Consider the following 12,691-nt stretch of genomic DNA (forward strand, 5'->3'; position numbering starts at 1 on the left):
CTTTTTAATATGTAATTAATGAACGCATGTCATAGCCTTTTAATTTGTTGCGGCCGTCAAGGTAAGACAACTCAATAATGAAAGCGCATCCAGCAACGATGCCGCCCAGTTTTTCGACAAGTTCAATTGTCGCACCGATTGTTCCACCCGTTGCGAGTAGATCGTCTACGATTAACACACGTTGGCCCGGTTTGATGGCATCTTTGTGAATAGTCAGCACATCTTTCCCATATTCCAGATCATATTCCACTTCTATTGTTTCCCGTGGTAATTTTCCTGGTTTACGGACTGGTGCAAATCCAGCTTCAAGCGCATACGCAACTGGACAGCCGATGATGAATCCGCGTGCCTCAGGTCCGACGATGATATCCGTCTCAACCTCTTTTGCGAATTTAACGATTTCGTCCGTGGCAAATTTATAGGCCTTCCCATTATCCATTATTGTAGAAATATCTTTAAAACTAATGCCTTCTTTCGGATAATCCGGTACAATTGTTACAAATTCTTTTAAGTCCATCATTGTTCCTCCCCATCGATTGCTCGATTTAGAATTTCATCGAACCATTGCTTCAATTCCATATATGGTGCATACAGCAATTTTTCTTCAAGTTTCATTTGCCGTTCCCGCTGTTTGTAGGAAGGTGCCTCGGAAAGATCACGCTTTCCGACAGTTTCCAAAACAGAAACAAAGCCATCTTCTATCTTAACAAATTCGAGCTCAGAAAACACCTTTGACATGAAATAAACCGTATCTTTTTTCCATCCTTTATGTTTTGTGAGTTGTTCTGCATTACTCACAACATCAAATCGCTCTCTTTTTTTAAGAAAACTGTAATACCAACCGAACTGATCGCGTCCTGGTAGACCTTCAAAATATTTTGATTCGGGTACATGAAAATGCGCATAAATGCGGTCGGCTTGCATCGACTTCACAAGCTCTTCTAGCTGTGAAGATTCATCTGGGATATCCAGCAGTACAATGTTATCAGCTTTCGGCAATTGATCACCTTTCATCAATTGGATATCAATCCCTTGTAGAGAAGGACGGAAATAATCTGCAGTTTGTGCGTTAAACGCAATGAAAGATGTGCTGTCGGTAGGTACGGTCGGAAGCCATCTGGACGGCTCGCGCATGCCCCGTAAATCGAATAGTTGCCAGTCATCCGAGCGGATATCCCGGATTAAAAGCTGTGGCTTCTTATTCCCATTCCACTCATTCACTTGTAGATCGCCTGTAATCGATAGCTTGACGCCTGGCGTTATGTCGTCAGCAAGTGACCCAATGCCAAACCCGATTGCATCTAACGTTTGAGCCCCATCCGTCAGCTCTAATTTCATATGGTTTTTAGCCGCACCGATTTTCCGAACGGATGAGGCTGTCAGGTCTTCAAGCATATACATCGGTTTCTTAAAAGCCATTCCAAACGGTCGTAAACTATCCAGCGACTCAAGAACGCCTACATCAATTTCATCAATTGACAACGGGACATCGATTTCTATGAGAGGCGAAAGCATTTCAGCGGTCAATACTTGTTCAGCTTGTCCATTCAAATTATCTCGCAAAATGCCAATATCCTCTATGGCCAGCGACATCCCTGCTGCCATTTGGTGCCCGCCAAAATGTGGCAGATACTGCGCATTTTTTGACAGCTCTGCATACAAATCGAATCCTTCGATGCTCCTTGCTGATCCTTTTGCAATGCCCGATTCCGAATCAATCGATAAAACAATTGACGGTCGATAATATTTCTCCGTCAGACGGGATGCGACTATGCCAACAACGCCGGCATTCCATCCCTTTCCTGCTATCACCAAGCAATGCGGTACCACTTCACCATACAGATCGGTAATCATTTTTTCCGCCTCCGAAGTGATGGCTGTGACGATTGCTTGCCGTTCTTTATTCAATGTATCCAGTTCTTTAGCGAGCGTCATTGCATGAGTGGAATCATCCGTTTTCAGCAAATCAACCGCCGGATAGGCATCCCCCAGACGGCCTGCCGCGTTTAGACGGGGCCCAATCATGAAACCGATTGATTCTTCCGTGAGCTCTGCCTGTTCAGTACTTGAAATTCTAGCAAGCGCCTGGATTGCAGGTCGCTTGGAGTTACGCATTCTTCTAATACCTTCTTTAACAAAATACCTGTTTTCATCGCGTAGCGGAACGAGATCTGCAACTGTCCCGATGGCTACGAGTTCCATAAGTTCATAGGGAACGGTTCCCATCAATGCAGTTGCCAGTTTGAATGCAACACCGACACCTGCAAGTTCCCCAAAAGGATAGTGACCTTCAGGATGACGTGGATGAATAATCGCATCCGCATCCGGTAATACGGCCCCTATTTCATGATGGTCTGTAATGATCATGTCCATTCCAAGAGATTTTGCGTAGGCTACTTCTTCAACGCCTGAAATCCCATTGTCAACGGTGATGAGTAGAGAAGCGCCTTCTTCATATAACTTGAGAAATAGCTTCTTATTGGGACCATAGCCGTGTTCAAATCGATTGGGTATGGAGAATGTGACATCTGCCCCTAATGACTCCAGTGCCGTCGTAAGGACCGTCACGCTTGTCACACCGTCGGCATCGTAGTCGCCGTATACGACAATTTTCTTATTCGCAGCAATAGCGGATTCGATTAGATGAATAGCTTTTTCCATGTCGTACAACAAAAACGGGTCATGCATTGTCGTTTCGTCCATATGTATAAATGAATGCACTTCCGTAGGGTCAATTATCCCCCTTGAAGCGAGTATTTTCGCATGTAATGACGGAATGCCTACTTCCTTTTCCAATTGTTTAACGATTTCTTCGTTTGGACGATTAACAGTCCATCTTTTTGCTGACTTGATCAAGTATGCTCACATCCTTGCTCTCATTATAACGGATGGATTCGTCAGACGAAAAGAAAAGGATCAACTTCTTCATCAACAAAACAAAACACCGTTACAGGAAGGTGCCTTATCTCAGTGTTTCTTTCCTTTTAATGTTTGTTCGCTGTCTATTGCCTCTTGCTCTTCAACGGGGAAAACGACTTTTTGCAACTCTGCAATTTCATTCTGTTGCGTGGCAATTGTTGATTCCTTTATAGTTATTTCTTTTTCAAGTGCCTTGATTCGCCGATTCAGTTGAATCGCACGGAACATGGCGACCAAACCACTGACTACCGCCCCTAAAAGTGCGGCACATAAAATAACGAGTACGAGCGGCCACTCTGCTTCTCCGAATACATAATTCACCGGTACGGAATCGACATTTACAACTGCAAACACGGCGATGATTATCGCAAAAAGAAGACCTACTACTAATGTCCATTGAAATTTCAACCTAATCCCCCCTATGAAGTTAAAAAAATGGAACAGAATATACAAATGTATACCCTGTTCCATCATTTTCTTAAACAACTATACCTCTTTACTTAAACGACCGGCTCATCCGATCCAAACTTCTTCTTCTCTTTATCCACTGAAATAGCGCCGTTTTTCCTGATTTCACGTTTTTTCAGATCAAACCATATTTGAGCTGAGATGAAAATCGAAGAATACGTACCTGCGACTAGACCAATCAAAAGTGCAATCGAGAATGTCTGGATAGAAGGTGCACCGAGTATCAACAACGCCGCTACGACGAAGATTACGGTAAGCACTGTATTAACGGAACGCCCAAGTGTTTGACGTAGTGATTTGTTTACGATTTCCGCAAGTTCTGTTTCATCACTGATCTTACCACGATGGGTCATGTTTTCACGTATGCGGTCAAACGTAACAATCGTGTCATTGATGGAGTAACCGACAATTGTCAAAACAGCCGCAATGAACGTAATATCGACTTCAAGACGTAAAATACTGAACAACGCTACCATGAAGAATGCGTCATGCAGAAGTCCCAGAATAGATGCCAGACCCATTCTCCATTCAAATCGGAATGCTACATAGATGACGATTCCAAGTGCTGCGAAAAGGAGTGCAAAAAATGCGTTTTTCGCAAGTTCACGACCAACTGTAGATGAAACAGTCGAAATGTTCGGTTGTTCACCATATTGTGAAGCTACTTCTTCTTTGAATTTTTTTACGCCTTCTTGATCGAAATCATCTTTATATCTGACGACACCGATATTTTTCTTATCACCGGAAATGACAATATCTTCAGATGGATGTCCGATTTCTTCCAAGTAATCCGTTAATGCGTCTTTCGACAACTGTTTATCAGCAAGTATTTCTACACGGGTACCACTAGAGAAATCGATTCCAAGATTCAACTTGAAAACGCCTAGCATAATGACACCTGCTATAAGTAAAATTGCCGATAGAACATAGAATTTCTTCCGCGAATGAACAAAGTCAAAACGGTCGAATTTCGTCGTAAGATCGAGTGCTTCCACATTTTCTTCCGGCGCATGGATTCTTTTTTTCGAAATACCAAGAAGACCCTTTTGATTGTCAAGTTTACCACTATTGACCAACAGCCCTAATAGTAGACGTGATCCCCATACCGCTGTCAAGAAGCTGACAAGGATGCTGATGATGAGCATCGTTGCAAATCCTTTAACGGAGCTTGTCCCGAATATGAAGAGAACAGCCGCAGCTAGAAGGGTTGTAATATTGGCATCCAAGATTGCTGTGAAAGAAGATTTGGCGCCGGCCATAAATGCTGTTTTCACCGATCTTCCCACCCGTAATTCTTCCCGTATCCGCTCATAGGTTAAGATATTGGCATCGACTGCCATCCCGACCCCGAGCATAATTGCCGCGATTCCCGGTAATGTTAATACACCATTAATGAGTGTAAACACTAGAATAACAAGGAAAATGTAAACAAAAAGTGTAATAACAGCTACAAATCCTGGCAAACGATAATAAAGCAACATAAATGCAAAGATAAGCGCTACACCGACAATACCAGCTGTAATTGTCTTATCCAATGCTTGTTCACCAAACTGTGCACCAACAGAAGTTGAATACACTTCTTCAAGATGAACAGGGAGTGCTCCTGCATTCAAAATACCTGCAAGGTTTTTTGTTTCCTCTACAGTAAATGAACCTGAAATTTCTACGTCAGATGAATTGATTGGATAGCTGACACGCGGGTCCGATATGAACTTCGGATCAGGCTTTGCCATTTCTGCTTTGTAAGAGTCAACGCCCTCTACAAAATCAAGCCAGATGACAAGCACATTATTCGGTGCCGGTTTACTTGAAATCTCTGTAGTCACTTTACCGAACAATTTCGGGTCTTTCATTTCAAGTGTGACAACAGGACTGCCGTTTTCGCCAAAGTTCGCTTTCGCTTTTCCTTCTTTCAAATCGTTTCCGTCAAGAAGGAGATTATCTTCGGAATCCCTAAATGTCAGATTTGCCTGTGTAGAAAGAAGTTCACGAGCCGCTTGTTGGTCTTTCACGCCCGCAAGTTGCACACGGATACGATTGCCTGATTCGATTTGGATACTTGGCTCACTTACACCCAGTACGTCAACTCGACTTGAAAGGGCTTTCGCCGTATCTTTAACCATTTCTTCTGTAATATCTTTGCCATCTAACGCCTCTACTTGATAAAGTACTTCAAATCCACCTTGAAGGTCTAAACCGAGCTTCACGTCTTTCACTATCGGAGTTGCAGTCTTTCCAATCGTCAATCCTAGTAGCACGATTAATAGAAAGAACGCAATAATCCGGCCTGTTCTTTTCATAGTTGAATTTCCCCCTCTTAATATGGAGCGGCACGGCATATTACTATGTACGTACACTAAAAAGCAATAAGTCCATTATGAAACACGGTCATCCGTGTGTCAAATGGACTTGCGTTATTTTTTATTATAACGTATTTTTCGACTTTTGCGAGGTTAGCAATATTTGTAATTCATCGCTATTCAAATCGGAAAACCAATCTCCTTCACGTTGTTCTTCAATTTGTGTATAGGTCATGAATGCGGAAGGGGAAATTCGTAAGATATCATTGGCCATTTCATGGATCCTCATCGCGGCAATGTCTTTTTTACGCCATTTTTTTTTGACACAATATGTCCAAATATCTGTTGTGGTCACAGTCGGATATCCGTATAAATGAAATTCGTTTTTTTTACTTTCAATTGCCGGGAGCATATGGGTGAATAATTGTTCGAACTCTATTTTCATTTTTTTCATCCCTTTTCAAAGCAGTCGTAAGTTTCTTCATTTACGCATACGTTTAGTGTATATGAAATGATTGGACTTGAGAAGGAGTTGTTGAAATTGTCTTCGTTCATCCGTGGAACAGTCGTCTTGATGTTCGCTGCATTCCTTACTAAATTACTAGGATTCGTTTTCCGAATCCAATTCATGCGGATTGCAGGTGAAGAGGCGGTCGGCATCTATATGACTGTCTATCCCGCATTCATTTTTTTCCTATCACTTGTCCAATTAGGTGTACCAATCGCCATTGCGAAGGTAATCGCCGAGCTCGAAGCGAAAGGGCAAGCGGTAAAAATTCCCGCTGTGATGAAAACAGCTGGCTTCATCACGATTATGACTGCTACTGTTTTCATTCCAGCTTCTATTCTGTTTGTACCATATTTGTCAGGAACACTTCTTGGTAACTCGGCTTCTTCCACTACGTTATATGTCGGAATTGCAATTGTACCAATTGCGGCGATTGGCGGGTTGATACGCGGATATTTCCAAGGGATTGTGCGTATTGAGGAAACTGCATGGTCACAAATCATCGAGCAAATTTGTCGTATCGGACTCATTACATGGTTTTTGCCGTATCTCTTGTCTGGCGATAATAATGCGATAAATGCGGCTTACGCGATGGGCATTACACTTATTGCCGAAGCATTGTCGGTCCTTTATTTATTATTCAAGTACCGTCAGCAGAAAAAGACCAGAGCTACAAGTCAAGAAAAGACGAAACGTTATCCATTTGAACCGCTTCTATCTATTGCACTCCCCTCTTCGGGAAGCCGACTTTTCGGTACGTTTACTTGGTTTCTGGAACCTATTATCTTTCTGCGGGCTTTGTCGCTGTCCGGTGTTACTGCAGTTGCGGCAACTTCTTTGTATGGAATTATTTCAGGCGTACTCGTTCCTTTGCTTCTTTTCCCGGCTTTTATCCCATACGCGCTATCCGTCGTCCTTGTTCCTGCCGTCAGCGGTGCGGCTGCGTCGAAAAATAAAAGCAAGTTAAAAGAAAGAATTCATCTTGCTCTCCGATTATCAGCATTAACTGGCTCATTTGCAGCAACAGTTTTTTTCATCCACGGACAGGCGCTAGCGGAGAAGCTTTTTCATGTAACAGAAGGAGCATCCTATATGTTACTACTCGCTCCTGTATTTTTCTTTTACTATATCCAAGGTCCGCTATACTCCATTTTACAGGCAACGGGCGACGCGAAGGCAGGGATGATGAACTCCGTATATGGCGGAATCGCAAAACTCGGTGTCATGTTCATCCTCGCGTCTCAACCAGGTCTGCAAGAGGCAGGTGCGGTACTAGCAATCGGCTTTGGTGTGCTTATTACATCATTTCTTCATATTGCAACATTACGGAAAAACAAATCGACGGCAACCGGCTTTTCTATGTTTGCGCTACCGTATGTCTCCTTCATTATGACGGCTATTATGCGTCCGATTTTCATCCCGATTGGGAATTTCGGCTTGTTGATGGAATGTGCAATCACTTCACTGTTTTTACTCGTTATTTTAATTATTACCGGCCAAGTGAAGGTGAACGATTTACGGCTCTTTAAAAAGTTATTGAAAATTCAGCGATAGTCCTGTTTTAATTGGTAATGGAGTTCACCTTGTTCGAATGAGCAATAGAAAACCTGTTTAACATCATTTACTCCTTTTTCTTTTAAAGACTTTTCTAGCCATTCAACCGTTTTATCTATCAATTCTAAATGCCTATTCTGAATGACCCCATCTGTAACGAGCGACAAAACGGGCTGACTTCCATCATAAGTGAATACGGATAGATTGCCCGATGGTTCTAAATAAGCGAATGTGACTTCGTTAATGGAGCCTACCTGCTGTTCACGGAGTTGTTGAAATAAGTCATCCAGATTATAACGTTGTCTTCTCATTTCCGATTCAATAATTTCACCATGCCGGATAATCACCGTTGGATCACCATCAACTAAATCTCTAAATTTTTTACTTTTCATCGACACATAAGAAGATGACACTTGAATGACAAGCAGAATCAGTATTGGCACAATGGATAGAAGCAGTTTACTGTCAGGGTCATCAAGTGCAAATGCAGCAACTTCTGCAACAATAACAAAGACAACAACATCAATGACACTGAGTTCGCCGACTTCCCGTTTCCCCATGATACGTAATATGACTAATATGAAAACATAAAGGAATACCGTTCGAAAACTAATAATCAGTAAATCTTCCATAACAACCCCTCCTAGCGGGAAGGATACCCATATACCTTCAACTTGTATACACATTTCCGGTAAAAATAGAGGCGATAGCTACAACGAGAAAAATCTCGTTAAAGCTACCGCCTCTATCAATTTTACAATGCTGCCTTAGATTCAGTCACACGACCGATTGCTTGTCTGTCGAATTGCAATGTCGTACCATCTGACACTTTAAGAAAGACCGACGAGTCATCTACAGCGTCAATTGCTCCGTGAATTCCACCAATTGTAATAACCTGATCTCCACGTTTTAAATCGCTTTGCATCTGTTTCGTCGCTTTCTGTTTCTTTTGCGCCGGACGGATAAGCAAGAACCACATCACAGCAAACATCGCTACGAATGGCAATAGACCCATTAAACCTTCCATTTAAAAATCCCCCTTTTTCGTTCTCGATTCATTATACAAGATTCAAAAGTTTTTTGCATTCGGTTTGTTGAACCCGTAACTTTCGAAGAACTCTTCCCGGAAATCTCCGAGACAATCATGACGTATTGCATCTCTAACTTGTTCCATTAAGTTAAGTAGGAAATGCAAGTTGTGATACGAAGTAAGCCGAATTCCGAATGTCTCGTCCGCCCTGATAAGGTGACGGATATAAGCCCGACTATACGTTTTACATACATGACAACTACATTTTTCATCGAGTGGCCCGAAGTCCCGTTCGAATTTCGCATTTTTGATGTTGAGGCGGCCTTCGCTTGTCATGAGTGTTCCGTTGCGCGCAATACGTGTCGGCAAGACACAGTCGAACATATCGACACCGCGGATTGCGCCGTCGATAAGCGAATCCGGTGAACCAACGCCCATTAAATAACGCGGTTTATTTGCCGGCATAAGTGGAGTTGTGTGTTCAAGCATCCGGTTCATAATATCTTTCGGTTCCCCGACTGACAAACCTCCGATTGCATATCCAGGGAAATCAAGTGACACTAGGTCCTTGGCACTTTGTGTCCGCAATTCTTCAAATTCTCCGCCTTGGATAATGCCGAATAACCCTTGGTCTTCTGGACGTGCGTGTGCCTTCAGACAGCGTTCAGCCCATCTGGATGTCCTTTCCACACTCGATTTCATGTATTCATAGGTTGCAGGAAATGGCGGACATTCATCGAATGCCATCATGATATCCGATCCAAGTGCATTTTGAATATCCATGCATTTCTCAGGACTTAGGAATAACTTACTCCCGTTCAAATGATGTCTAAAATGGACGCCCTCCTCTTCAATCTTACGAAACTTGCTCAATGAAAATACCTGGAATCCACCTGAATCCGTTAAAATCGGTCTGTCCCAATTCATGAACTTATGCAGGCCACCCGCCTCTTTGATAATATCATGACCCGGTCGAAGCCAAAGATGATAGGTGTTACTTAAAATGATTCCCGAGCCGATTTCTTTTAATTCTTCAGGAGACATCGTCTTTACAGTAGCTTGTGTTCCAACTGGCATGAATGTAGGGGTTTCGAATGATCCATGGGGCGTGTGAACAATTCCAAGACGTGCTCCTGTTTGTTTACATGTTTTAATATGTTCGTATGTGATTGCAGCCATTAGTATGACTCCTTCCTATGTGACGGTTTTATGAACATTGCGTCTCCAAAACTGAAAAAGCGGTAATTCTCTTTTACTGCTTCTTCGTAAGCGGCTAGCACAAATTCACGTGAAGACAGTGCAGAAACGAGCATGATTAATGTCGATTTTGGTAAATGAAAATTCGTCAAGAGACCGTCAAGAATCGTAAATTCATATCCGGGGAAAATGAAAATGGACGTCCAACCGCTTGAAGGTACGATTTTCCCGTTATTCGCTGAACCAATTGTCTCGAGTGTCCTTGCAGAAGTTGTACCTACCGCAAATATGCGTCCACCCTGTTGTTTCGCGTCATTGATTGTATTCGCGGTGCTTTCTGTGACATGATAATACTCGGAGTGCATCGTATGGCCTTCAATTGAATCGGCACTAACCGGACGGAATGTCCCTAGACCGACATGCAATGTGATAAATGTAACCGTAACGCCTTTAGCCCGAATCTCCTCAAGAAATTCCGCCGTAAAATGAAGCCCCGCCGTCGGTGCTGCTGCAGAACCGCGCTCTTTTGCAAAAACAGTCTGGTAGCGTGACTGATCATCAAGCGATTCAGTTATATAAGGTGGCAAAGGCATTTCACCAAGCGCGTCCAGGATTTCATAGAAAATCCCTTCATAGCTGAATTTGAATATACGTCCACCCTGTTCCAGTATGCCTGTACATTGCGCTTTCAGACGTCCATCACCAAACGTGACAATCGTTCCGACTTTCACTCTTTTAGCGGGCTTAACAAGCGTCTCCCATTCATCATAGCCCGTCTCCTTTAAAAGAAGCACTTCAATGGTCGCACCTGTTTCTTCTTTTACACCCATCAGTCGGGCAGGTAAAACACGTGTATCGTTTAAAACAAGCACGTCTCCTTTTTGCAACTCGTTTAGCAAGTCAGGGAATTGGCGATGTTCCACTTGCCCTGTCTCTTTGTCCAACACCATGAGACGGCTTGCCGTGCGATTTTGTAAAGGTGTTTGTGCGATTAGTCTTTCCGGTAAATCAAAATCAAAATCATGTACATCCATTGTTTATGTAATCTCCCTTAGCTGTTAAATTAGTAATCTTGTCCCGCCGGAAATGCATAGCCAAAATGGTCATAGGCAAGCCGAGTGGCAATTCGACCACGAGGTGTCCGTTGAAGAAAACCGATTTGAAGTAGATACGGTTCATAAACGTCTTCAATTGTCACAGATTCCTCGCCGATACTTGCGGAGATTGTATCGACGCCGACAGGACCTCCACGGAATCGTTCAATCATCCCAGTGAGAAGTTTGTGGTCGATATGATCCAAGCCATGCGAATCGACTTGCAGCATCTCCAACGCTTCTTGTGCTGTTTCCACTGTGATATTACCATTCCCTCTTACTTGTGCGTAGTCACGCACGCGGCGCAGCAACCGGTTCGCTATCCGGGGAGTTCCGCGCGAACGCCGGGCGATTTCAACAGCTGCCTGCTCGTCGATTGCCACTTCAAAAAGACTGGCACTTCGAACAACGATATTCGTAAGCGGCCCGACTTCATAGAATTCGAGACGAAGCGGCACACCGAAACGGTCTCGTAAAGGAGCAGATAATGCACCGGCACGAGTTGTCGCACCAATTAGCGTAAACGGTGGCAAGTCAAGGCGAACCGACCGGGCAGCCGGACCTTTTCCAACGACGATATCCAGACAGAAATCTTCCATTGCAGGATAAAGCACTTCTTCAATCGACCGGTTCAGTCTGTGTATTTCATCGATGAATAACACATCACCCGGTTCAAGAGATGAAACAACCGCAGCAAGATCACCGGGACGTTCAATTGCAGGTCCGCTTGTCATGCGGATATTAACATTCATCTCATTGGCGATGACGCTTGCGAGTGTCGTCTTTCCTAGCCCTGGCGGCCCATACAGCAAGACGTGATCCAGGCTTTCGTTCCGCCCTCTCGCCGCTTCAATGAAAATACTTAAGTTATCTTTGACTTTTTCCTGTCCGATATATTGACTTAGAAATTGTGGCCTCAGTGACTGTTCGAACCGCTCATCAAAATTCGTAACATCGCCTGAGATAACACGTTCTTCCATCGTTCATCCTCCTTTCCGAATACGAGTATTCATTTAACGCTGTTTCAATAATAATCTAAGCGCCAATTTCATGTAGCCTTCGGTATCAAAATCCTCTTTTTCCAATACAGGTTTAATTTTCGTCAGTTCACGCTGGGAGTAACCGAGCGCCTCAAGTGCCAAGATGGCTTCATCGAGCGCACCATTTTCCGCCATTGTCAAAAGTGTACTATCTTCGTCTGGAAAATCAGTTTCACTAAATAGATCATGCAATTTCCCTTTTAAATCCAAAATCATCTGACGCGCCGTCTTTTTCCCAACACCTGGAAACCGGACCAAAAATGACTCATCTTCTCGTTCAATTGCGCCGATTACCTGAGAAGGTATGCCGCTAGCGAGTATGGCGAGCGCTCCTTTAGGTCCGATACCGGAAACCGTTATGAGCTTTTTGAATAACTCCCGTTGCTCCAATGATTTGAACCCCAAAAGAAGTTGAATATCTTCACGAACATGTAGATAGGTAAACACTTGTTGGATAGTATCCGTCTTATGGAATGCGTACGGGTTCGGTGTCATGATAAGCCAGCCTACCCCGCTTTGTTCGAGTGTAATGTATTCCGGCGTCACACGTGTGATATGCCCTTTTATGTAATCGTACACAA

Annotated in this window: 12 protein-coding genes; 1 reads left to right on the forward strand and 11 read right to left on the reverse strand. The window is 43.4% G+C overall.

The window, feature by feature from the left end; translation table 11 throughout:
- Positions 1-4: 4 nt before the first annotated feature.
- From FILTAD_RS13990 to FILTAD_RS14010, 5 genes are all read right to left on the reverse strand, one after another.
- The gene (locus FILTAD_RS13990) at positions 5-517 is read right to left on the reverse strand and encodes an adenine phosphoribosyltransferase (protein WP_124071587.1); all 513 of its coding nucleotides are present in this window, start codon (positions 515-517) and stop codon (positions 5-7) included.
- Positions 517-2,856 carry a single-stranded-DNA-specific exonuclease RecJ gene (gene recJ / locus FILTAD_RS13995; protein ID WP_124071588.1) on the reverse strand — a complete coding sequence of 780 codons (2,340 nt, stop codon included), beginning with the start codon at positions 2,854-2,856 and terminating at the stop codon, positions 517-519. Before recJ ends, FILTAD_RS13990 begins: the two co-directional genes overlap by 1 nt.
- Positions 2,857-2,967: 111 nt before the next feature.
- Entirely contained in the window at positions 2,968-3,327 is a 360-nt protein-coding gene (locus FILTAD_RS14000) for a LapA family protein (RefSeq protein ID WP_124071589.1), read from the reverse strand.
- A 92-nt stretch (positions 3,328-3,419) separates the two neighbouring features.
- On the reverse strand, positions 3,420-5,687 hold the full coding sequence (gene secDF, locus FILTAD_RS14005) for a protein translocase subunit SecDF (RefSeq protein ID WP_124071590.1): 2,268 nt from the start codon (positions 5,685-5,687) through the stop codon (positions 3,420-3,422).
- Between the two features lie 124 nt (positions 5,688-5,811).
- Entirely contained in the window at positions 5,812-6,132 is a 321-nt protein-coding gene (locus tag FILTAD_RS14010; RefSeq protein ID WP_124071591.1) for a post-transcriptional regulator, read from the reverse strand.
- A gap of 96 nt (positions 6,133-6,228) precedes the next feature.
- Here FILTAD_RS14010 and FILTAD_RS14015 point away from each other — a divergent pair, with 96 nt between their 5' ends.
- Entirely contained in the window at positions 6,229-7,749 is a 1,521-nt protein-coding gene (locus FILTAD_RS14015; RefSeq protein WP_124071703.1) for a putative polysaccharide biosynthesis protein, read from the forward strand.
- Here the strand turns inward: FILTAD_RS14015 and FILTAD_RS14020 are convergent.
- The 6 genes from FILTAD_RS14020 to ruvA all read right to left on the reverse strand — a co-directional run bounded on the left by FILTAD_RS14020 (position 7,740) and on the right by ruvA (position 12,689).
- Positions 7,740-8,381: a DUF421 domain-containing protein gene (locus tag FILTAD_RS14020; RefSeq protein ID WP_124071592.1), complete on the reverse strand. Its 642-nt coding sequence runs from the start codon at positions 8,379-8,381 to the stop codon at positions 7,740-7,742. The two genes, FILTAD_RS14015 and FILTAD_RS14020, sit on opposite strands and share 10 nt — an antisense overlap.
- Positions 8,382-8,503: 122 nt before the next feature.
- Positions 8,504-8,776, reverse strand: coding sequence for a preprotein translocase subunit YajC (gene yajC, locus FILTAD_RS14025; protein WP_124071593.1), 273 nt, complete (start codon positions 8,774-8,776; stop codon positions 8,504-8,506).
- Between the two features lie 42 nt (positions 8,777-8,818).
- Positions 8,819-9,958, reverse strand: a complete 1,140-nt coding sequence (gene tgt / locus FILTAD_RS14030) for a tRNA guanosine(34) transglycosylase Tgt (RefSeq protein WP_124071594.1) — start codon at positions 9,956-9,958, stop codon at positions 8,819-8,821.
- Positions 9,958-11,010: a tRNA preQ1(34) S-adenosylmethionine ribosyltransferase-isomerase QueA gene (gene queA / locus FILTAD_RS14035; protein ID WP_124071595.1), complete on the reverse strand. Its 1,053-nt coding sequence runs from the start codon at positions 11,008-11,010 to the stop codon at positions 9,958-9,960. Before queA ends, tgt begins: the two co-directional genes overlap by 1 nt.
- A gap of 29 nt (positions 11,011-11,039) precedes the next feature.
- Complete coding sequence (gene ruvB, locus FILTAD_RS14040; protein WP_124071596.1) at positions 11,040-12,050, reverse strand: Holliday junction branch migration DNA helicase RuvB; 1,011 nt, start codon at positions 12,048-12,050, stop codon at positions 11,040-11,042.
- 33 nt (positions 12,051-12,083) lie between these two features.
- On the reverse strand, positions 12,084-12,689 hold the full coding sequence (gene ruvA, locus FILTAD_RS14045; RefSeq protein WP_124071597.1) for a Holliday junction branch migration protein RuvA: 606 nt from the start codon (positions 12,687-12,689) through the stop codon (positions 12,084-12,086).
- Between the last annotated feature and the right edge of the window lie 2 nt (positions 12,690-12,691).

This window comes from Filibacter tadaridae (assembly GCF_900609045.1).
Classification (GTDB): domain Bacteria; phylum Bacillota; class Bacilli; order Bacillales_A; family Planococcaceae; genus Sporosarcina; species Sporosarcina tadaridae.